Source organism: Flavobacterium sp. (genome assembly GCF_035195345.1).
GTDB lineage: Bacteria > Bacteroidota > Bacteroidia > Flavobacteriales > Flavobacteriaceae > Flavobacterium.
The window spans coordinates 2526452-2548737 of the sequence record NZ_CP136574.1 but is presented as its reverse complement, the minus strand read 5'-3'; the positions used below and the strand labels follow the sequence as shown (position 1 = coordinate 2548737).

The 22286-nt window shown below is 29.9% G+C and carries 17 protein-coding genes; 7 read left to right on the top strand and 10 right to left on the bottom strand.

Annotation, left to right across the window (positions count from 1 at the left end):
* Positions 1-161: 161 nt before the first annotated feature.
* The 4 genes from RSE15_RS11835 to RSE15_RS11820 form a co-directional block, all read right to left on the bottom strand.
* Complete coding sequence (locus tag RSE15_RS11835; protein WP_324068758.1) at positions 162-611, bottom strand: GreA/GreB family elongation factor; 450 nt, start codon at positions 609-611, stop codon at positions 162-164.
* A 59-nt stretch (positions 612-670) separates the two neighbouring features.
* The gene (locus tag RSE15_RS11830; protein ID WP_324068757.1) at positions 671-1150 is read right to left on the bottom strand and encodes a hypothetical protein; all 480 of its coding nucleotides are present in this window, start codon (positions 1148-1150) and stop codon (positions 671-673) included.
* Between the two features lie 184 nt (positions 1151-1334).
* On the bottom strand, positions 1335-3089 hold the full coding sequence (locus RSE15_RS11825) for a porin family protein (RefSeq protein WP_324068756.1): 1755 nt from the start codon (positions 3087-3089) through the stop codon (positions 1335-1337).
* A gap of 73 nt (positions 3090-3162) precedes the next feature.
* The gene (locus RSE15_RS11820; protein ID WP_324068755.1) at positions 3163-6174 is read right to left on the bottom strand and encodes a tetratricopeptide repeat protein; all 3012 of its coding nucleotides are present in this window, start codon (positions 6172-6174) and stop codon (positions 3163-3165) included.
* 189 nt (positions 6175-6363) lie between these two features.
* On the opposite strand from RSE15_RS11820, the gene RSE15_RS11815 reads away from it, so the two are divergent.
* The 3 genes from RSE15_RS11815 to RSE15_RS11805 are packed head-to-tail and all read left to right on the top strand — an operon-like array spanning position 6364 to position 9088.
* Entirely contained in the window at positions 6364-7047 is a 684-nt protein-coding gene (locus tag RSE15_RS11815; protein WP_324068754.1) for a cell division ATP-binding protein FtsE, read from the top strand.
* The gene (locus tag RSE15_RS11810; RefSeq protein ID WP_324068753.1) at positions 7047-7934 is read left to right on the top strand and encodes a glycosyltransferase family 2 protein; all 888 of its coding nucleotides are present in this window, start codon (positions 7047-7049) and stop codon (positions 7932-7934) included. Before RSE15_RS11815 ends, RSE15_RS11810 begins: the two co-directional genes overlap by 1 nt.
* A complete protein-coding gene (locus RSE15_RS11805) occupies positions 7931-9088 on the top strand; it encodes a glycosyltransferase family 4 protein (RefSeq protein WP_324068752.1) in 1158 nt (385 codons plus the stop codon). Before RSE15_RS11810 ends, RSE15_RS11805 begins: the two co-directional genes overlap by 4 nt.
* Here the strand turns inward: RSE15_RS11805 and RSE15_RS11800 are convergent.
* Together RSE15_RS11800 and RSE15_RS11795 are read right to left on the bottom strand one after the other, a co-directional pair.
* Positions 9068-9463 (bottom strand): sugar 3,4-ketoisomerase, encoded by a 396-nt coding sequence (locus RSE15_RS11800; protein ID WP_324068751.1) that lies wholly within the window; start codon positions 9461-9463, stop codon positions 9068-9070. The two genes, RSE15_RS11805 and RSE15_RS11800, sit on opposite strands and share 21 nt — an antisense overlap.
* The gene (locus RSE15_RS11795) at positions 9463-10569 is read right to left on the bottom strand and encodes a glycosyltransferase (RefSeq protein ID WP_324068750.1); all 1107 of its coding nucleotides are present in this window, start codon (positions 10567-10569) and stop codon (positions 9463-9465) included. The genes RSE15_RS11800 and RSE15_RS11795 overlap by 1 nt, the downstream gene beginning before the upstream one ends.
* A 48-nt stretch (positions 10570-10617) precedes the next feature.
* On the opposite strand from RSE15_RS11795, the gene RSE15_RS11790 reads away from it, so the two are divergent.
* Positions 10618-11493, top strand: a complete 876-nt coding sequence (locus tag RSE15_RS11790; protein WP_324068749.1) for a glycosyltransferase family 2 protein — start codon at positions 10618-10620, stop codon at positions 11491-11493.
* A 3-nt stretch (positions 11494-11496) separates the two neighbouring features.
* On the opposite strand, the gene RSE15_RS11785 is transcribed toward RSE15_RS11790, so the two are convergent.
* From RSE15_RS11785 to RSE15_RS11770, 4 genes are read right to left on the bottom strand one after another with little or no spacing between them, the layout of a single operon-like run.
* A complete protein-coding gene (locus tag RSE15_RS11785; protein WP_324068748.1) occupies positions 11497-12519 on the bottom strand; it encodes a glycosyltransferase family 2 protein in 1023 nt (340 codons plus the stop codon).
* 2 nt (positions 12520-12521) lie between these two features.
* On the bottom strand, positions 12522-13811 hold the full coding sequence (locus RSE15_RS11780; RefSeq protein WP_324068747.1) for an oligosaccharide flippase family protein: 1290 nt from the start codon (positions 13809-13811) through the stop codon (positions 12522-12524).
* Positions 13804-14907, bottom strand: a complete 1104-nt coding sequence (locus RSE15_RS11775) for a DegT/DnrJ/EryC1/StrS family aminotransferase (protein WP_324068746.1) — start codon at positions 14905-14907, stop codon at positions 13804-13806. The genes RSE15_RS11780 and RSE15_RS11775 overlap by 8 nt, the downstream gene beginning before the upstream one ends.
* Entirely contained in the window at positions 14904-15884 is a 981-nt protein-coding gene (locus RSE15_RS11770) for a GNAT family N-acetyltransferase (protein WP_324068745.1), read from the bottom strand. The genes RSE15_RS11775 and RSE15_RS11770 overlap by 4 nt, the downstream gene beginning before the upstream one ends.
* A gap of 109 nt (positions 15885-15993) precedes the next feature.
* Between RSE15_RS11770 and RSE15_RS11765 the strand changes: the two genes are divergently transcribed.
* The 3 genes from RSE15_RS11765 (at position 15994) to RSE15_RS11755 (ending at position 22242) form a co-directional block, all read left to right on the top strand.
* The gene (locus RSE15_RS11765; RefSeq protein WP_324068744.1) at positions 15994-17820 is read left to right on the top strand and encodes a T9SS type B sorting domain-containing protein; all 1827 of its coding nucleotides are present in this window, start codon (positions 15994-15996) and stop codon (positions 17818-17820) included.
* A gap of 97 nt (positions 17821-17917) precedes the next feature.
* Positions 17918-20947, top strand: coding sequence for an amidohydrolase family protein (locus RSE15_RS11760; protein ID WP_324068743.1), 3030 nt, complete (start codon positions 17918-17920; stop codon positions 20945-20947).
* 2 nt (positions 20948-20949) lie between these two features.
* Positions 20950-22242, top strand: coding sequence for an amidohydrolase family protein (locus RSE15_RS11755; protein ID WP_416380773.1), 1293 nt, complete (start codon positions 20950-20952; stop codon positions 22240-22242).
* The last annotated feature ends 44 nt before the right edge of the window (positions 22243-22286 follow it).

Genomic DNA, 22286 nt, shown 5'->3' with positions numbered 1-22286 from the left:
AATTGAATATATAAGTTTAAATAATAAATCTTAAAACTAATTTTAGTTATAATTTTAAACTAAAATATACTTTTTTAATTGTATTATCAATCAGAAAGACTGTTTTTAATTTGTTTTGGTCACAAATCATAAAAAAACCACTCGAGAGAGTGGCGTTTGTTTTATTCGATGCATTTAATTTGGAATCGATTGGTATTGATCACAACCTCATCTCCGAGACTTTTTCCCATTAATTGACTTCCTAATGGTGATTGTGGTGAAACGGCAATAATCGTTTTATTTTCGAGTTGGACTTTTGGTAAAGCAGCGCTGATGTAAAACAACATTTCATTGGTTTGAACTAAACTTCCCAGAGCAACTTTGGTGTGAATTGCATCCGCATCAATTTTATCAACACTATTCTTTTGACCGATGATTTCTGCTAATTTTTGATTGAGTTTTTCTTGCTCTAAATGCATCATCGATAAAGCGGTTTCGTGCTTATCGCCAGCCGAACCTTTCGCATCGTTTTGCGCATCTTGAGCTAAATCGGAAATCATAAAACGCAATTCGTTTATTTTTTCAGATAATAGGTATTGGTAATGGGATTTTATTTTTTGTTTGAATGTCATGGTTTAACCGCTAAGTTCGCTAAGAAGGCGCTAAGAACGCGAGTATTATTTTTTCCCTTTTAAAATTTCATACAATCACCATACTCTCCACAGCTTCCAAAATCCCTTACATCATTAGAAGAACCTAAAATATAGCTTTGTCCACATTCAAAACAAATTTTTGCTATTCCTATAATCTTATCTTGTTTGTAAAAAACAAGAATATTTCTATAAACTGGAGCACAAGCTGAAGGATAACCTCCTTCACATTTTGATGTACTAAAAAGTTTATTTATGTCTTTATGGATATTATTATCAATTTGTATTTTCGAAAATTTGTATTTTACCAAATTACTTATAAATTCTTTGTCATTAACATCTTTAGGATAATTATACGCAATTAGATTTAGATAATTATATTCTTCAGAATGCTTATCAATACCATCTAATCTTTGCATTTCGTGCAAAATATCGTCATCTTTTATATTTTTAGAATAATGTTCAACATTATCAAAATCAAAGAAATTCAAATTATTAAATTTTATCTCAGCAGTATTCACAATTTTATTTTCCGAATTCTTACAATTCAAAAAACTAAAACAAACAATAAGAAAGAGATATTTATTCACGAATATAGTATTGAAAAAACTTATAAAATCACTTTAGTAAACTTCAAAATTCATTGTTCAAAATTGAATATTCAACATTTTTAACTTGGAACTATGAATGTTGAATATTGAAGTTTTAGAAATCGAATTTATAATTTGCACCTAACAACACCTGAATTCCTTGTACTGGAAAATTAGCCCAGCGATTATATTGTTGATTGGCTAAGTTGTTTCCTTTTAAGAAAGCAGTTAATTTTGCATTGTACTTATAACCCACGTGTGCATTCAAATCGAAATAGCTATCTAATGTGACCACTTGTTGTGAAAAAGTAGCTGGAAAAACCAACACATCATCTTGAATTGAAACTAAATCTTTTCTTTCGCCTACAAAAAACACATTGGCTCCTGCATACCATTTTTCATTGATATCAAAATCTACGGTTGAACCAATTTTTAATTGTGGTAAATTCCATGCTTCCGCTTGCGAATCGGTTGAGTAATTATTGTAGGTTCCGTTGATTCCGAAAGTTACGTTTTTAGAAAAATCAGCTTTCAATTCTCCGAAAATGCTTAGCGTGTTTAAATCGTCATACACCACTGCAAATGAATTTCCATAAGCATAACCGTTTGTATTCGTTCCTGTTTCATCAAAACCATTGCTAACAAATAATGCTCTATCTGCTTGATTTTTATTCGAAGCTCTAACATTGAAGGCTACAGAATTGGCTAATTTTCCTTTCATACCAACATACAAATCAAATTTATTATCCGTTGGCGCAATAAATAACGTTGGCGACACAAACGGATTTTGATCTACGAAATCAGCATACGAATTTTGCTCTAAATCACCTTCAGCTCCTGCATAAGCAACAAGAATATCACCTACTAATTTATAAGACGCTTTGATGTTTGGATAAATAAAAATTTTCCCGTCGCTTTCGCCATTGATTTTTGCAGTTGCATAATACACTCCAGCTCCAATTTGAACTGATAAATCATCTTGTTGGTACAAAATACTTGGTTTTGTTCCTGCAATAATAGTGCTGTATTTTAATTCCGAATCTACATCGTACATTCTCTCAAAACTTCCTCCCACATAATCCACTACGAAATCAGCTTTTATTTTTTGATTCATTACATCGAAATCGAAATTTGGCTTAATAAAAAAGCGATTTTCTCCCGAATCCAATCCATCAGAAAAACGTTTGAATTGCATGCTAGCATCATTAAAGATTCCGTCTTTGAAACTCATTTTTCCGCCAAGTGCAATCGTATTATACGTTTGTTTTGAATCGATTCCTGCAATTGTAGCATCATCAAAAACAATTGATTCTGTAGGTAAACCGTACCAATTATAAATTTGATTTTTCACTCCTAAATCAACATTCCAACTCATATCGCGTTCGCGAACTCCGTACGTAACATCTAAACTGGTGTTGTAGAATTTATCATCTAAAACCAAATCTTTGATTCCGCCTTGAGACGATAAATGACGTAACATTCCGCCCACATAATTGCTTCGGCTTAAATTTTGTGTAATAAACAATTCAGCATTGATAGTTGGATAATTTCCAAAACCTAAAGTTGCGTAATTGTTGTATAATTTTTCTTTTTCGATTTTATCTACTCCTGCTGCTTTTCCTTTTGCTGGTGTAAATGTTGATGCTACCGGAAATGAGAAAATATTGTACTGAATTGGCAACTTTTTTTGTTCTTCTTCATCTTCCAAAACAGGTGTTTCTTTTACTTTGAAAGCATCTGAAATAGTGGGCGTATAAGGTTTTACGATATTTACCACTTCTGAACCAATATTTTCATCTTTTACTTGAGCAAAAGAAAATTGGATACCGAATACGACTACAACTAAGGCGATTATATTTAATTTCTTCATGTTCTATTTTTTTAAATGAGATACTGAAACAATCCCGAAACTTCGGGGCAGTATGACAATTATCTAATTTTTATTAATTTGTGATTGATGAATTACGTTTTGCTTCTTCTCCTTTGATGAAATCCAATTCTTTTTGCGCTTCTTCAATTACATCTGTATATTCTTTGAAGTTTTCAATTACACTTTCTAAAATGTAAGTCGCTTGGAAACTATCTTTTAATCCGTAGAAGTTTTTCGCCATAATTACCAAACTCTTCGCTCCATAATATTTATACCCTGAGTAATCTTTAGCGATTTTCTGCACTACAACATTCGAAGGTTCAAACTTGCCTTCTTTGTTTTTGAAATACGCATCGTAATACAAAGCTTCTGCAGCTAATTCACCTTTTGCAATTTTTTGCAATTTAGCATACGCCTCTTTTGCTTTAGCTTCATCGTTTGTTTTTATTGCCGAACGCGCTACGATAATTTGCGCATCACTTTTAATTCTGTCATCGATTTTGTCGTTTTTCAACACTTTATCTGCATACACAACGGCATTAGTAAAATCTTGTTTTTCGTAATACGATTTCATCAAATTAGATTGCGCATACGTGATATTTTGCGGGAAATCTGCTTCAGTTTCTAATCGTTTTAAAACGGGAAGAGCGCTATCGTAATTCTTAGCTTTCAAATGCACTTGACACAAACGAGCTAGCGCTTGCTCCGTAAATTCATTTCTTGGTTTTGAAACTACAAACTCATAATGTTTCACTGAATTAGCTTCTAAATTATCTGCAAAATACAATTGCGCTAAATAGAAATTCGCCTTCAATGCATGCAATCCGTTTGGAAACTTGCTCACATAACTTGAGAATCCTGAAATAGCTTGTTTGGTATTGTTTTGTAAATATTGTTTTTCGGCAGATTCATAAGTATCATTATCCAAATCTGCATCTGAAACTTCTACAAATGATAAAGTTTTCACCCAAGCTGCATAATCATCCACTTGACCTTTATCTACATAAATTAAACGCGCTGTTGAAACCGCCTCAATAGATTCTGGCGAGTTTGGATATTCCGCTACAACCTTTTTGAATTTCGTTAAAGCTAAATCTTCTTTGCTTGAGTTATAGTAAATTAAACCTTGTTTTAAAATGGCTTTTGCTACATACGAACTTGATTTATATCCGTTGATTAACTTATCATACGTTGCAATTCCTTTTTCGTTCTGATTTTGATTTACGTAAGTATTTCCTAATTCATACAATGCATCATCGGCATATTGAGACGTTGGATATGTTTTTGCGAATTTTTCTAAATCTTCAATTTTACGATCGGGTTTGCTTACAAATCCATAGCTGATTCCTTTTTGAAATGCCGCATAATCAGCATCAACACTCTTCATGTCTATCGCTTTGTTGTAGGCATCCATAGCTGGCCAATATTTTGCTGCCATGAAATTACAATCACCTAAACGTAAATAGGCATCTGTTAATCGAATTTTATCATCTTTAATAGATTTGGTAAACGAATCGAAATACTGAATTGCATTTTCATATTCTTTCAACTTGAAATACGAATACGCTAAGTTGTAATTTGCATTTGCGTATTCAGGTGTATTTGAAGCTTCAGATGAATTTAAAAACTGCTTGAAACTCAATTTTGCTTCTTCAAATTGGTCTAAATTATACTCGGTTTCCGCTTTCCAAAAAGTAGCTCTTGCTGTGAATTTTGCATCTTTATTTTCAGCTAACGTTTTTTTAAATAACGCATAAGCACCTTTGTAATCGCCATCGGTATACAATTCTAAACCTCTGTAAAATGTTACTTTTTGATACGCTAATTTATTTTCTGGCGATTTATTTTTCTCTAATAACGAAAGTGCTTCTTTATAATTTTTGGATGTGATATAAGAACTAATCAACAAGTTATTAATCTCTGATTTATAAGGTGAATTTGGATACTTATCCAAATAAGCATTCATGATTTCAGGAACCGATTTGTATGGATTTCCTATTTCATAACTCAATTTGGTATAATTCAAATAGGCATCTTCTTGAATTTTTAAATCAAACTCCATTTCAGAAGCTGTTTTGAATGCATTTAATGCTTGTTGTTTTTTATCCGTTTTTAAATAACTTTCCGCCAAATGATAATACGCATTTTGAGCGACACCATCATTCCCATCAATGATTTTATTGAACTGCGAAATAGCATTTTCGTAATCTTTTTGTTGGTAATAAGTATACCCTAATTGGTAAAAATCGGTATTCGTCCATTTTCCTTTTTTCCCGTTATAAGCTAACAAATGAGGAAGTGCTTTGTCGTATTGTTTTAAATTAAAATAACTCTCTCCAATGATTTTAGACAATTCACTTCTTTCTTCTCCTTTTGATTTTGGTAATTGCTCCAAACCTAAATCGATGGCTTTTTGGAAATTCCCAAGCTTGAAATTCATATCCGCTTGAAAATACCCCATTTTTTCTTTGTACTTTTCTTGGTCGGAAACTTGATCGAAATATTGATTTGCACTTTTATAATCATCGGTTTCATAAGACATGTAACCTAAATAGTATTTCGCTTGACTTCCAAAAGTCTTTGAATTTACTACTTGATTAAAGTATTTTGTAGCTTCTTTTGTGTTTTTCGCTGTGAAATAGGCATATCCTTTTTGGAAATTATATTTTTCTCTTTCGGCTTGTGACATATTATTTGAATCGGCTTTATCAAACCATTCTAATGATTTTGGATAATTTCCTTGATCAAAATAATAATGCGCTACTTCAATATAGGCTTGATTCGTTTTTGTACTCGTAGGATAATCTTCTACAAAACTTTCTACCAAAACATCTGCTCCTATTTGGTCCAAACGAATAGCACAGTTCGCAAAATAGTAGGCACAATCCGATTCAACTTCCATATTATCGGTTTTGGATTTTACTTTGTCGAATAAAATTTGTGCTGCTTGATATTGTTTATCTTTATATAATTCAACTGCTCGATTAAACTCTGTCAATTCGTGCGTATAGACAAAAGATTGTTGGGCTAAAAGTGTTCCTGAAAAGAAAACAACTAAAAAAGAAAGTTTTAAATACTTTATCATTTGATTCGTTATTTATAAGTTCCAAATATAAGTCTTATTACAAGTAATAACGAAGGCTATTAACATATTATTGTACAATTTTTAAACATAGTTTTCAACCAAAACTACTATTTTTAATCGAAATTAACTTTAAATTTTGAAACAGCCGTTTAAGTTATTACTTTTACATTTTTAAATTAAAATTAACTTATGTCGCAATCAGTTCTATCTTTAAAAAACGTAACGATTTATCAAGAAAAAAATCCAGTTTTAACCGATGTTAATATTGAAGTAAAACATGGCGAATTTCTATACTTAATTGGAAGAACCGGTTCGGGTAAAAGTAGTTTTTTAAAAACGTTATATGCTGATTTAGCTTTAATTGAAGGCGAAGGTAGCGTAGTTGATTATGATTTAAATACTTTAAAAGAAAATGACATTCCCTATTTGAGAAGAAAATTAGGTGTAGTGTTCCAAGATTTCAAATTACTTTCTGACCGCAACGTAAAAGAAAACCTTTTATTTGTTTTAAAAGCAACTGGTTGGACAGCTAAAGAAGAAATGGATGTAAAAATCGAAGAAGTTTTAGACAAAGTAGGCATGAAAGGTTTTGCATCTAAAATGCCACACCAACTTTCTGGCGGAGAACAACAACGCATAGGAATTGCTAGAGCTTTACTGAATGATCCTGAATTAATTTTAGCCGATGAACCAACTGGAAATTTAGATCCACAAACTAGTGTTGAGATTATGGAAGTGCTAAGAAAAATTAATGCCAACGGAAAAACCATCTTAATGGCTACTCATGATTATGCATTGGTTTTAAAATACCCTTCAAAAACATTAAAATTTGAAGGCGGTAAAATGTTTGAAGTGGTTCAAAGAACGGTATAATGCTGTCTATTTTAATAACGATATACCATTACAATCTTTTGCATTTAGTTAAAGAGATTCATCAACAATGTGTTGATTTAGAAATAGATTTTGAGATTTTAACGCAAGACGATGCTTCAAATTCGATTCATAATTTAGAGAACGAGAAAATCAATTTATTATCCCATTGTAGTTATGTTTCTTTGAAGAAAAATGTAGGTTATCGTGAAAATAAAAATATTTTAGTTAGTCAATCTCGATATGAAAATTTACTAATTTTAGATGGCGATTGTGTATTACCTTTTCCTAATTTCATAAAAAATTACGTTAATCAAATTCCTGATTACGAAGTAGTATATGGTGGAAGAATTCACGCTGAAAAAGCACCGTCAAAACAACAATTACTTCGTTGGAAATATGGGAAATTCATGGAAGATCAAACGGTTGACCAAAGAAATAAAAATGTGTGTCGAGCGACTTTGTTCAATAATACTTTGATAAAAAAATCGGTTTTTAATCGCATTAAATTTGATAGTTCTTTTAAAAAATATGGTCATGATGATACGCTTTTTTCTTTTGAACTTCAAAAAATGAATACTAAAATCAAACATATTCATAATCCAGTTCAACATGACGATATTGACACGAATGCAGTTTATGTTGAAAAAACAAAGAACTCGTTAGATAATTTACACTTACTATATAAAAAACAACTTATTACAAAAGAATACAGCAAAATGGTTAACTTAGTTTCTAAGTTACATACTTTTAAAATTACGTATTTACTAGCTGTTTTGTATTCGGTTTTTGGGAAATTTTTAGAGAATCAACTTAAAGGAAACAATCCGTCTTTGTTTGTTTTCAATGTGTTTCGATTGACTTATTTTAGTAAAATTTATATTGGATGAAAATACTGATTATCAATAATTTTAATAGTGAGAATCGACTTGGTGGAGTTGAACATTATTTATATGAATTGATTCAGTATGCCGAAAAAAATAATTCTAACCTAACTTTTAAATGGTTTGGCAAAGAAAAAATCAAGACCAATTGGATTGAAAAATTCTACCACAAAAAAATTACAGCAGAAATTATTCAGGAAATTAAAGCCTTTAAACCTGATATAATTCATTGCTTTAGTATTGGAGCACCAGTAACTCCGCAATTCATGGAATATGCAAAATTGAAAGGCATACCAATTGTGTACTCGTTTCGAGATTATTATTACATCTGTCCAAAAAACTATATGTTGAATGATAAAAACGAAGTTCTTTTAAAACATGAAAGCGCTTTAGAATGTATTTTACATCATCAACCCAAACGAAATATTTTGTTTGATACGTTATTACATTTTAAACAGTCGTATCACAAAAGTATTATTAAAAAGCACATTGATTACTATTTAACACCTTCAGAAAATTTAACACAATTTATTGCTAAACATTTTCAAAAAGAAGGTCAAACTCTTGCAAATCCAATATTAATTGAACCTAAACGTAACTCCAATTCAGAAGAAAACTATATTTTGTTTGTTGGGCGTTTGGTTCCTGAAAAAGGAGTTTTAACCTTGTTAAAAGCGTTTCAGAATATTTCCAAACAATTTCCAAATGAACAATTATGGATTGTTGGTGAAGGAAATCAATTAGAAGAACTTCAGAATTTTACGATGTACAACAACTTGAAAAATGTTTCTTTTTTAGGGAATAAGTCTCGTGAAGAGCTTCAAGTTATTTATACTAATTCGAAATTTTCGGTAATTCCAAGTGAATATTTAGAAGCGTATGGCAATGTAATAATAGAGAGTTTATCCTTTGGTAAAACTATAATTATAAGTGATTTAGTTGGAATTAAAAATGAAATCGAACAAAATTGTGTTGGTTTGACATATCCTTTCAAAAATCAGAAAGCATTAGAAGAAAAAATGATTGCACTTCTTTCTAATCCAAGTTTAAAAACAGAATTAGAAAACAACATTCAAAATTATTTAGTTACAAAAACCTTTGCAAAACATTTTTCAGATTTAGTAAACGTTTATGAAAATTTAATTAGTCGAAATCGCTAAAAACTCTTCAAAATCTCTAATGTAATCTTCTTCTTCAAACACATCAGAAGCCACTACCAAACAAACCGCTCCCGAAGAAAAATTCTTCAATTCACGCCAAATTCCGTTTGTTATTAACAAGCCTTCAAAAGGTTTATTTAAAGTAATTGTTTGTTTGTTTTTTCCATCGTTTAAAACTACATCAAAACTTCCAGCAAGCGCTACTAAAAATTGTTGTAATTTTTTATGTGCATGCCCTCCACGCTCTGCGCCAGCTGGAACATCATACAAATAATAAACACGTTTGATTTTAAACGGAACCACTTCCTTTTCGATAACGGATAAATTACCTCTTGGATCTTCTATTTTTGGAATATTTATAATTTTGGCTTTCATTATTCTTGTATTTGCAGTAAATTTAACCATTCTTTCTTAATTTCTTCAAAAGAAAACTTTTGTACACTTTCTAACGCATTAATTTTACAAGTTGTATATAGTTCTTTATCTAAAAACAATATATTTATTGCTTCTGTAAGCTTTTCAAAATTTTGATTTTCCACTAACAAGCCATTTTTTCTATGCTCTATTATTTCATTTGGACCCGAAACTAAATCAAAACTAATTACTGGAGTTATACAAGCTAAAGCTTCTGCCAAAACAAGTCCAAATCCTTCACACTTACTACATAATACTAAAAATTTAGCGTTTTGCATATATTTATATGGATTATTAGAAAACCCCACAAATACAACATTTTCATTTAAATTTAAAGACAAAACTAATTCTTTACATCTCAAAAGTTCTTCTCCTTCACCAACAAGTACTAACTTTACCTGATTTTGAGGTAAAATAGAGTTTGCATAACTTATAATTAGTTCATAAAATTGCTTTAATTCAACAAATCGTCCAACTGCTAAAATATATTCAAAATTAAAATCAATAGATTCCTCTTTCTTAACTTTAATATCTTCAAAATCAATTGGATTATAAATAGTTATGGTGTTTTTGAAATGGTGCTTTTGAATAACCAACTTTTCATTTTCCTTTGCACCACATACAGTTTTATACGCTTTACCATATAAATAATTAGTCAAAAAAGTGTTATTAGGTAAATATGTTTCTAGTTTAGAACTATGAACATTATAAATTAATTTCGTTTTTGGATAAATTAATTTTACAATAAGTAACTCAGTTAAAGGATTTATCCTGTAGCGCAAATCAATAATAAAATCAAAATTCTGTTTTTTAATATATTTATTAAATTGAATATACTTATTAATTTTATTATAAAAGGAGGATTTTATGTTTGCTAAATCTCCAAAATAGACTACTTTTCCATCCAGATTAGAGCTTTTAATGTCATCTAATAATAATAATTCAACATTAAAAAAACTAATTACTTTGAATAAAAGAAAAACATTCTCAATCACTTTTGCCAATCCCCCAGAATCTAAGTTATAGGCAACAATAGCAATTTTATATTTTTTACTTTGCTCAATCATAGTTATTATTTACTTTCGTAACAAATATAAAACTCTTCTGTTTAAAATATGCAAAATTTTCCGTTAGTTAGTGTCATTTGCCTTTCTTATAATCATTCTCCTTTTGTTGAAGAAGCTTTAGATTCGGTTATGAACCAAACCTATACCAATATTGAACTTATTATAGCAGACGATTGTAGCACGGATAATTCAAAAAAAGTAATTGATAATTGGCTGAAAAAACACCCAAACATTTTATTTATACCAAATGTAATTAATTTAGGAAATACTAAAACTTTTAATAACGCAGTAAAACATGCTAAAGGTGATTATTTTATCGATTTAGCTGCAGATGATATTTTACTACCTAACTGCATTGAAAACCAAATAAAAACTTTTCAAAATTCAAAGTATAAAAACCTTGGAATTGTATACGGAAATTTAATTGAAATCGATGAAAACGGAAATTCTATAAGGAATTATTACACAGAAGAAGACCATCCAGAAAGTGGCGACATATACAAAATGGTTATCGCAAGAACAACTAAAATTTGTTCGGTTTCATCAATGATTAAGAAATCAGTTTTTGAAAAATTAAATTATTATGATGAAAATTTAGCCTATGAGGATTTAGATTTATGGGTTAGAGCCGCAAGAGTATTTGATTTTGAATATATTGATAAAGTATTGGCATGTAAAAGAGAAACGCCAAACTCATTAAGTGCTCATTTTTTATTTAAAAACAACTCAAAAACAAAGCAACTGAATCTATCAACTTTGAAAATTTTAAATAATGCTTATCAATTAAATAAATCAAAAAAAGAACATCAACTATTACTTGGAAGAATACGATTTGAAATGTATAAATTTTTTAAAGCTAGAAACTTTATCTTACTTTTCAAACTTTTTTTATTTGGAATAAAAGTTAAGTTTAAAAGTCTTTAAAATTTATTGAAATTGCTTTTTATACTTCTTTGAATATAAATTTAAAACAATATTAAAGAGCAATGGTATTCTAAATATCATTAAAAATAATATAAATTTTACTTTTGCATTTTTTACGGCGTAAATAATATTCTCTGAATAAAAATTTGTGTTAAAATTCGTCTTTTTGAATGATGACAAAAATAATTTTATTTCAGTTTTATCTGTTTCTGTTTTAAAATTATAAAAACTATATATACTAGCTAATTTCATGTAAACACGCAAAAAATTAAATTGTGTTTCATATACATACTTTTTATCTATTTTATTTTCTTTTAATAAATGATACAACTTTTCTAAAGTGTTTAGAACATAAAAATTTTTCTTAGAAAATATTTTTGTAATTGCTTTTAAATTATCTTGTCTGTAAAAAAAAGTCCCTGAAGAAAAAACAACTTTATTACTTTTTGAAAACAATTTTCTAGTTATAAACTCGTCTGAATCAAAAGCATCTTCAGGAAAAAATTCACTATTCATTAAGCTCTTTTTAAATAAAGCAAAACCATGAATATTCCAATTTAAAGATTCTATTAACGCTTGCTCTCCTGATAAAATTACACTTCTATCCAAATTTAAACCTATAATCTTTTTATTCACTTTTTTATTTTCGAAATAATATTCTAAATCTGGCAAAACAGTATCTGCAAAAGTCTCATTCTGTCTCTTTACCATATTTTCAATTAAATCGCTAGAAAAAAGATCGTCTTGTGAAGAGTAATAAAAATACTCCCCATTTAAATGTGGTAAAATGAAATTAAATGATTTCGCAACTATTTGACCATTTTCTTTCTTAAAAACCTTTATTCTATTATCCTTTAAAGCAAAATCTTTTAAAATTTGATAACTATTATCTAAAGAAGAATCATCTACTAAAAGTAATTCAATATTAGAATACGTTTGATGTAATACTGACTGTATGGTTTCATTTAAGTATTTCTCTCCGTTATAAACAGGTATAAAAATGGATACTAAATAATTATCTATCATAACTAAAATAACTTATTTTTTTTGAAATACATCTTAAAAAAAACAACCAATATAATGAAATAAAGAAAACTACTGGCTATTTGACTATACCATACGCCACGAAAATCAAAAAAATGCATTGCTATTACAAAGAGAATAAAATTTATGGTGAATGAAAAAATTTCAGTTAATAAAAATCCTTTTGTTTTTCCAAAAGCAAAAAAACGAATACCTAAAATTAAACATATAGATTTAATTATGTCTAAAACAACTTGATACTTGACAAATGGCGTAATTACCAAAAAACTTTTATTAAAAAAGAATGGTACAAAAAAATCTACACCTAATAAAAGAATAACTAAACCAATTACAAAAAGAGGAAATATTTTTTTATAATACTCTTTAGTTAACAACATAACTTCAACTTTCGAACTGCATTTTGCTAATTCTGGTAAATAATAAAAAGATACAAAAGTATTTATAAAAATCATATAGAACCCTGAAATTCTTAATACTGCTTCATAATATCCTGCATATTCTAATGAAAATTTATCAATTATCGTTATTCGCATATAATAAGAAAAAGCAAATGACATAATAATTGAAACTAATGACATTAAGCTATAGTTTAATAAAGGTTGAATTTCTTGTTTTACAAACTGAAAAGGTTGAAAGAAAATTGTAACAGAATATATTTTTAAAAAAAAATAGGAAGAAATTACAAACATTATTATTGAAGTAAATAATAAACCAATAATTGCTCCTTGAAGGTTGTATATAAGCATTAAAAAAACAGAAACAATTAATGTGAGTACATTTGTAATCATTCCGATAGAAGCAACATTTTTATATTCACTTTTTCCGTTTAAAACAGCATTAAATAGAAGTGATATAGCTTGAAATGGAATACTAATAACAAATAAAAAAAGTATCCAATCACTTTGAATTTGGTTTACAAAAAAGTATTTATTTATTTTCTCAAAAAAAATAAAAAAAATAATTGAAATAAAAGTAGACAAAAATAAAAATAGCCAGAACAAACTAACTATAAATATTTCTTCATTCTTTATTTTCCTTTTAGAAGCTAAACTTGTAACTATTCCATTTTGGGTTCCTAATAAAAGAAAATTATTAAAAAAAGAGGCAAATGTTTTTACTAAACCAATTACACCCATTCCTGCAATTCCTACAAAAAATGCAATGGCTTTAGTAGATAAAAACCCGACAATTAATTGAATTAAAATTCTAACACCACTTACTGAAAAAATTTTATATAATTCTTTTGAATAAAGTTTATCAATTAATTTATTCATTATATGAATTGAGTTTAAAAATTATATAATCAACTTCAGTTTTACTTACACTCGAATTCAGCGGAATACTCAAAACTTCATCATGGATTTTTTCAGTGATTTGAAACGATAAATTGTTCCAATCTGATAAAGCTTTTTGTTTGTGTGGTGGAATTGGATAATGAATCATGGTCTCAATTCCGTTATCTTTTAAAAAATGTTGTAATCCTAATCGATTGGAAGTTCGAATGACAAATAAATGAAATACATGATTTTTAAAAAAATCGTAGGTTGGTAAAATCAACTTATCATTTTTAATTTCTGAAAGATACCGTTTTGCTAAATTTCTTCTAAAATCATTTTCCGAATCCAGCTGTTTTAATTTGATATTTAAGAAAGCCGCTTGTAATTCATCTAATCTTGAATTTACTCCTAAAATTTCATTTTCATATTTTACTTTAGAACCATAATTTCTTAAAGAAAATAAAACTTCAGCTAATTCATCATCGTTTGTTGTAATGGCACCCGCATCGCCTAAAGCACCTAAATTTTTACCTGGATAAAAACTAAATCCAGCTGCATCTCCAAAATTTCCAGCTTTAATTCCATTCCATTCTGCACCATGAGCTTGAGCTGCGTCTTCAATAACCAATAAATTATGCTTTTTAGCAATTTCATTAATAGCTTTCATTTCGCATAATTGCCCGTAAAGATGAACTGGTAAAATAGCTTTAGTTTTAGAAGTTATTTTATCTTCAATTTCATCAGGATTAATAGTATATGAATCTAATTTTGGCTCAACCAAAACAGGAACTAAATCAGCTTGTAAAATAGCTATAATACTTGCAATATAAGTATTTGCTGGTACAATAACTTCATCGCCTTTTTGCAGTTTTCCTAAATGAATGTACGCTTTAAAAATCAGCACTAAAGCATCTAAACCATTCCCTACACCTATGCAGTGCTTGGTTCCACAATAAGTTGCAAAATTAGCTTCGAACTGTTTTACTTCATTTCCTAAAATGTACAAGCCACCTTCTAAAAATTGCTTCATTTTGTCTTGAAAAGCAATTTCAAAAGATTGGTTTATTTTTTTTAAACTAAGGAAATGTATCATATTAAAACGTTTTCTAAAAGTGGATAATTTTTAGTTTCAATTTCATAGAAATTTTGAACTATTGTTCTTGCTCCAAAACCTTCTTTCCAAAACAACAATCCTTGATTGATATTTTGTCCTTGATTCTCATTGGAAATTCCAAAATCAAAATACTTTTTATTACGAAACGTATAAGTTATTAATCTGTTGTGTAAAAAATCTAAACTACCTGTGGTGTTTTTTGAATCATCTGCCGAAATATATTGTGAATGTGCCACAAAATCACTTTCAAAAACGGTAGTTCCTGCAATAATTTTTCCTTGATTATAAACATTAAATTGTCTGATATTATTTGGAAATTTAGATTTTAAAAATGTTATTTCTTTTAATGAATGAACAGGTTTTGTCTTGAATTTTTGATCTAAATTAGGAATCAATATTTTATTCCAAAAAGAAGTAAAATCTTGCTCTTCTTTCCATTCTAATTTTAAGTCAGTTCCTCTTTTTATTCCTTCTGCTCTACTACTTGTAAATTCGAAATCAGTTTCTAAATTAATAACAGACAAACTATCTCTTCTACATAATTTGGCGTTTAATATAAAACTCAAATATTCCATTTCATCAGAAGGTGATTCGTGATAAATATTTGGTAATTGCTTTAAATTAAAAGATAAAATTGCATTTTCATTCAAAAACTTCAATAAAGAATACATCATTTCAACTACATCTTGCATTTTTGAGTTTTGATTTAAAATCAATCCTCCGTAAGTCAATCCTTGATGTGAATGCAAAACATCTTCTACTCTATTAGCAGGTAAAATAGCTTTAAGTGTATTCTTTTCATCGAAAATTAGAAGCGAAAAATCTTGAAATCTATCGCTATGATATTCCATAAAATCTCTATGAAACAAAAAGGTAGCATTTTTTGCATGAGCTACAAATTCATTCCACAAATGATAATTATCTGAACAATATTTTTGGATGCAATATTTTTTCAAAATTTGTTTTTAAAGCGGAAAATTACTAATTTTTTTGGTGTTACGATTTTAAAAATGCGATTTTAAAAAAAATTATAGTAAATTAGAACCAAATTTTCACAAAATCAATATGTTGAAAAAATTACTTTACTTCATTTTTTTGTTAGAAATTCTTTTTCCAACTTTAATAAAAGCACAGGATATATCTCTGTTTACGCAAATAAATGGAAGATATGATTTTACTTTTATTGGAAACACATTAAACCCATCTGAAAATACTAATTTCTCTCCTACCTTTTTATATACCCAATCTTCTGCTAATCTTACTTTATCATCAAATGATAGAATTGAAAGAGCATATTTGTATTGGGCCGGAAGTGGTGCTGGAGACACACAAATAAAATTAAACGGCATAGATATTTCGCCTGATCAATTAAGTACTGTAAATGGAACTTTTAGTAACTTCACATACTTTAGTGCGTTTAAAGATATTACAACTTTTGTACAATCCACGGGTAATGGCACGTACACTCTATCAGATTTTGACATTAATAGTTTGGTTTCAACCTATGCTTCAAATGCTACTCAATTTGCAGGTTGGGCAATTTTAGTGGTTTATGAAAACCCTAGCCTAACGTTGAATCAAATCAATATTTATCAAGGTTTAGAGGCACTTTCGCCAAATCCTAATGCAATTCCTCCACTAATTGATAACATGACAATTCAATTAAACAATCTTTATCTAATTAGTAATACTGGGGCAAAAATTGGATTTATTGCATGGGAAGGTGATCGCTTTATTCAAGTAAGTGAACGATTAAGTTTTTCTGCCAATGGAACTACAAACATATTAAGTAACCCCATAAATCCGAGTAATAACGCATTTAACGGAACCAACACCGAAACAAACGCTACAAATCTATACAATATGGATTTAGATGTTTATTCTATTGAAAATTATATTGTCCCTGGAACAACTTCTGCAACAGTTTCACTTCAATCAGGACAAGATTATGTAATGTTAAATACTGTTGTTACCAAACTTAATAGTCAACTACCCGATGCAACCATAGTTTTAGAAAACCCAACATCCACTTGTAATTCTAGAGAAGTTACAATTGATTTTACCGTTTCAAACTTAAACAGTACAGAAATATTACAAGCAAATACACCAATAACATTTTATATTGGAACACAAGCTATTACTACAACTTATACTCAAAGTATAATTCCAATAGGTGGAAGCGAAAACGGAACTATAACATTAACCATTCCTACTACAATTCCTTTAACATTTACATTAACCGCTGTGGTTGACGATACTGGAAATGGAAGCGGAATTAGACCCGAATTAATTGAAACCAATAACTCTTTCCAAATAGAAATTGAGCTAACTGTAGCACCCACTTTTAATCCCTTAGAAAATTTAACTAGTTGTAATTTAGGATTAACAAGAGGATTATTTGACTTTTCAAATTACTCAGAATTAGTTAAAACCAATCTTTCTGATATTGTTTCATTTCATGAATCTTATAATGATGCCGTACAAAACATTAATCCTATAACAAATAGCTCAAATTATGAAGCAATTACAACACCAAAAGAAATATTTATTAGAATAGACAATAGTTGCTTCTCCATTACCTCTTTTTTATTACTCACCGAAAACTGCCCTCCTATTGTTTACAATGCCGTTTCACCAAATAATGACACCACGAATGATACTTTTTTCATTGATGGATTAAGAGATGTATTTGTGAATTTTGAATTATTAATCTACAACCGTTGGGGAAAACATTTATGGACTGGAAACAATAATAAACCAGATTGGGATGGCTATATTCAAGATGGCGTAAGTAGCACAATTGCTCCAGATGGCACGTATTATTACATACTTTATTTGAATGACCCAAATTATCCTGAACCTCTAACTGGATATCTCTATATCAATAAATAACCTACTTACAACAAAAGTTAAAATTTCTTAAATAAGCCATAGAGAATATTATAATTGAAGATAATTTTTATCTTTATGCTTTACTAAACTAAAAATCATGAGATACTTATCATTATTGTTAGTATTCTTGCTTTCCTTTTCAGTGAATTCGCAAGAATATTTTCCTAAAAATGATGGCGTAAAACAAAGTTTCAAGAACTTTACCGCTATTACAAACGCTACAATTTATGTGTCAGCTACGCAAAAAATTGAAAAAGCAACACTGTTAATTAAAGAAAACAAAATTATTGAAGTTGGAACAAATGTTTCCATTCCAAAAGGCACTACTATAGTAGATGCCACAGGAAAAACAATTTATCCTTCTTTCATTGAATTATATAGCGAATTTGGTATTAGCAAACCTACTCCAAGACCTAATGGCAATTTCACCCCACAATATGACACCAACCGCGAAGGCTATTACTGGAACGATCATATAAAGCCAGAATACAATGCTTATGAAAACTTAAACTATGATGAAAAAGCAGCTGGAAGTTTAAGAGAAGTTGGTTTTGGTACAATTTTAAGTCACCACAATGATGGCGTAATTGCCGGAACAGGTTTACTTTGGACCTTAAATGATTTTGGAACCAATGCAGATAGAATTGTAAAAGATAAAGTTTCGCAACATTTCAAATTCAGTAGAAGCAAATTCACCAAACAAAGCTATCCGTCTTCTATGATGGGAAGTATGGCTTTAATTCGCCAAGTATTTAATGATGCTAAATGGTATGCACAAGGAAACGCAACTAACAGAGATTTATCGTTAGAAGCTTTTAATGCTAATAAATCATTACTTCAAATCTTCAACGCTGGTGATAAATTAAACGCTTTAAGAGCGGATAAATTAGGCGATGAATTCGGAGTAAAATACCTAATCAAAGGTGGAGGTAATGAATTTGAACGTATTAACGAAATTAAAAAAACAGGAGCTACCTTCATAATTCCATTGAATTTCCCTGATGCTTATGACGTTTCTGATCCATATTTAGCACAACAAGTAAGCTTGAGCGATATGAAATTTTGGAATCAAGCACCTTTCAACTTGAAAATTTTATCAGAGAACAATGTTTCATTTGTTCTTACTTCTTCCGATTTAAAAGACACAAAATCCTTTTTATCTAATTTAAGAAAGGCCGTATTATATGGTTTACCTAAAGACAAAGCCCTATTAGCTTTAACCGAAACACCAGCAAAATTGGTCAATCAATTTGATAAAGTAGGTTCAATTTCCAAAGGAAAATTAGCGAACTTTATTATTGTTTCAGGTGATATTTTTGAAGACAAAAGCAACATCTTAGAAAACTGGGTGCAAGGAAATAGAAATATCATCGATAAAATTAACCCAACAGACATTAGAGGAACTTATGATTTAGTTTTCGACAATACCAAATTCGAACTAATAATCGAAGGCGAAACTTCAAAATTCGAAGCAAAAGCAGTTAAAGATAGCATCAACTTTGGAACAAAAATTCAGTTCAATGATCCGTGGGTGAATTTGGTAATTAAAAATCAAGATACTACAAAAGCAAATTTCGTTAGACTTTCTGGAACTTTCGTAAAAGACATGATGCAAGGAAAAGCCGTTTTAGAAAATGGAAACGAAACTTCATGGACTGCTACTAAAAGAGCGACAGAAGTTAAAGAAGATAAAAAGAAAGATGATAAAAAAGACGAACCAAAAGTGCCGTCAATGTATTCGGTAACTTTCCCTAATATTTCTTTTGGAAATGACGAAAAACCAAAACAAGAAACCATTTTATTCAAAAATGTAACGGTTTGGACAGGTGAAAAAGAGGGAATTCTAAAAGAAACCGATGTTTTAATCCAAAACGGTAAAATTGTCAAAATTGGTAAAAACTTACCTGCTTCTGGAGCAAAAGTTGTGGACGGAACTGGTAAACATTTAACTGCTGGAATCATAGACGAACATTCACACATTGCTATTTCAAATGGAGTAAACGAAGGAGGTCAAAATTCATCTGCCGAAGTTACGATTGAAGATGTTGTGAATTCAGAAGACATCAATATTTACAGAAATTTAGCAGGTGGTGTTACTTCTGCAAACTTATTACATGGTTCTGCAAATCCTATTGGAGGTCGTGCAGCTTTCATCAAATTAAAATGGGGTTATTCTCCAGATGAAATGTTAGTAAAAGATGCTCCGAAATACATTAAATTTGCTTTGGGTGAAAACGTAAAACAATCCAACTGGGGCGATTTTTCACGAAACCGTTTCCCGCAATCACGTATGGGTGTGGAACAAGTTTATGAAGATTATTTCACAAGAGCTATTGAATACAAGAATGATTGGGATGCCTACAAATCAGGAAAAGGTAAAAACAAAGTTATGCCAAGATTTGATGTAGAACTGGAAGTTTTAGGCGAAATTTTAGCTAAAAAACGTTTCATTACTTGTCACTCTTATGTGCAATCAGAAATCAATATGTTGATGAAATTAGCTGAGCGTTACGGGTTTAAAATTCAAACATTCACTCACATTTTAGAAGGTTATAAATTAGCAGATAAAATGTCAGCTCACGGCGTTGCTGGTTCAACTTTTGCTGATTGGTGGGCCTACAAATACGAAGTAAACGATGCAATTCCTTACAATGCTTCTATAATGATGAATGAAGGTGTAAAAGTTTCTATCAATTCAGATGATGCTGAAATGTCAAGACGTTTAAATCAAGAAGCAGCTAAAACAGTTAAATACGGAAATGTAACGGAAGAAGAAGCTTGGAACTTCGTAACCTTAAATCCTGCAAAAATTCTTCAAGTCGACAACAAAGTGGGAAGTATTAAAGTAGGAAAAGATGCGGATGTGGTACTTTGGTCAGACAGTCCGTTATCAATCTACACAAGAGCTGAAAAAACGTTAGTAGACGGAATCATTTTCTACGATTTAGAAAAAGAGCAAGAAGTGTTGAACCAAATTCAAAAAGAAAGAGCCGATTTGATTAACATCTTATTAGACGCTAAAAACAAAGGAATGAAAACACAATTACCTAAGAAAAAAGAAAACGGTCACTACCACTGTGATACTTTAGGAGAATATTGCAAAGAATCTCACTACAAATACAATTAATGATGAAAAAATATATAGTTCTTTTATTTATTTCTTTGTTTGGTTTTGCCCAACAAACGCCTGCACCAAAACAAAGCAAATCGATTTTAATCATAGGTGCAAAAGCGCATTTAGGAAACGGAAAAGTAATCGAGAACAGTTTAATTTCGATTATTGATGGAAAAATTGCCAACATTGGCGATGCTACTGTAATGAAACCAGCTAAACACGATATTGTGATAGAAGCTTCTGGAAAACATGTTTATCCTGGATTCATTGCACCAAATTCAACATTAGGTTTAGTAGAAATTGATGCGGTTAGAGCTTCAGATGATGAAAGTGAAATTGGTGATTTCAATCCACACGTAAGAAGTATTATTGCTTACAATGCTGAATCTAAATTAGTAGAAACAACAAGACCAAACGGCGTTTTATTAGCTCAAATTACACCAAGAGGCGGAAGAATTGCTGGAACTTCTTCAATTGTTCAATTAGATGCTTGGAACTGGGAAGACGCTGCTATCAAAACTGACGATGGAATTCACTTAAACTGGCCAAGAAGTTATTCGAGAGCTGGTTGGTGGGCTGAACCTGGAGGAATCGAAATGAACAAAAACTACGATCCGGAAGTAAAAGCAATTCAAGAGTATTTCGACAATGCTTTTGCTTATTTAGGAAGTAAAAATGCTAAAAAAGATATTCCATATGAAGCTATGAAAGGTTTACAATCAAGCGAAAAAACCTTGTTTGTAAATGCAAATGGCGAAAAAGAAATCATTGATGCGGTTTTATTCAAAAAGAAGAACAACATCAAAAAGATGACGATTGTTGGCGGTTATTATGCTTTTAAAGTAGCTAATTTATTAAAAGAAAACAGCGTTTCTGTTTTATTAAAACGAGTGCACGATTTACCTTTATTAGAAGACGAAGATGTAAATTTACCTTATAAAAATGCTAAATTACTAGTTGATGCAGGTGTTTTAGTTGGGTTACAAAATGCAGGCGACATGGAACGTATGCAAACTAGAAACCTTCCTTTCTACGCTGGAACTTGCGCTGCTTGGGGACTTTCAAAAGAACAAGCGTTGCAATTAATTACTGGTAATTCAGCTAAAATATTAGGAATTGACAATTTATACGGAACCTTAGAATCTGGAAAAAGTGCCACATTATTTATTTCTGAAGATGATGCTTTAGATATGAAAACGAATGTTATTTCCTTCGCTTTCATTGATGGAAGACAAATCAGTTTAGAAAGTCACCATACCGAATTGTACGAACGATACAAAGGAAAATTCGAACAACAAAAAAAATAACACCAAAAGCCTTTCAGTAAATGAGAGGCTTTTTTGTATTTTTG

Coding starts and splice junctions, on each gene's coding strand:
- RSE15_RS11790 (WP_324068749.1), top strand. CDS start 10,618: ATGCAAAATTTTCCGTTAGTTAGTGTCATTTGCCTTTCTTATAATCAT.
- RSE15_RS11780 (WP_324068747.1), bottom strand. CDS start 13,811: ATGAATAAATTAATTGATAAACTTTATTCAAAAGAATTATATAAAATT.
- RSE15_RS11805 (WP_324068752.1), top strand. CDS start 7,931: ATGAAAATACTGATTATCAATAATTTTAATAGTGAGAATCGACTTGGT.
- RSE15_RS11835 (WP_324068758.1), bottom strand. CDS start 611: ATGACATTCAAACAAAAAATAAAATCCCATTACCAATACCTATTATCT.
- RSE15_RS11755 (WP_416380773.1), top strand. CDS start 20,950: ATGAAAAAATATATAGTTCTTTTATTTATTTCTTTGTTTGGTTTTGCC.
- RSE15_RS11800 (WP_324068751.1), bottom strand. CDS start 9,463: ATGAAAGCCAAAATTATAAATATTCCAAAAATAGAAGATCCAAGAGGT.
- RSE15_RS11820 (WP_324068755.1), bottom strand. CDS start 6,174: ATGATAAAGTATTTAAAACTTTCTTTTTTAGTTGTTTTCTTTTCAGGA.
- RSE15_RS11785 (WP_324068748.1), bottom strand. CDS start 12,519: ATGATAGATAATTATTTAGTATCCATTTTTATACCTGTTTATAACGGA.
- RSE15_RS11815 (WP_324068754.1), top strand. CDS start 6,364: ATGTCGCAATCAGTTCTATCTTTAAAAAACGTAACGATTTATCAAGAA.
- RSE15_RS11775 (WP_324068746.1), bottom strand. CDS start 14,907: ATGATACATTTCCTTAGTTTAAAAAAAATAAACCAATCTTTTGAAATT.
- RSE15_RS11765 (WP_324068744.1), top strand. CDS start 15,994: ATGTTGAAAAAATTACTTTACTTCATTTTTTTGTTAGAAATTCTTTTT.
- RSE15_RS11760 (WP_324068743.1), top strand. CDS start 17,918: ATGAGATACTTATCATTATTGTTAGTATTCTTGCTTTCCTTTTCAGTG.
- RSE15_RS11825 (WP_324068756.1), bottom strand. CDS start 3,089: ATGAAGAAATTAAATATAATCGCCTTAGTTGTAGTCGTATTCGGTATC.
- RSE15_RS11810 (WP_324068753.1), top strand. CDS start 7,047: ATGCTGTCTATTTTAATAACGATATACCATTACAATCTTTTGCATTTA.
- RSE15_RS11795 (WP_324068750.1), bottom strand. CDS start 10,569: ATGATTGAGCAAAGTAAAAAATATAAAATTGCTATTGTTGCCTATAAC.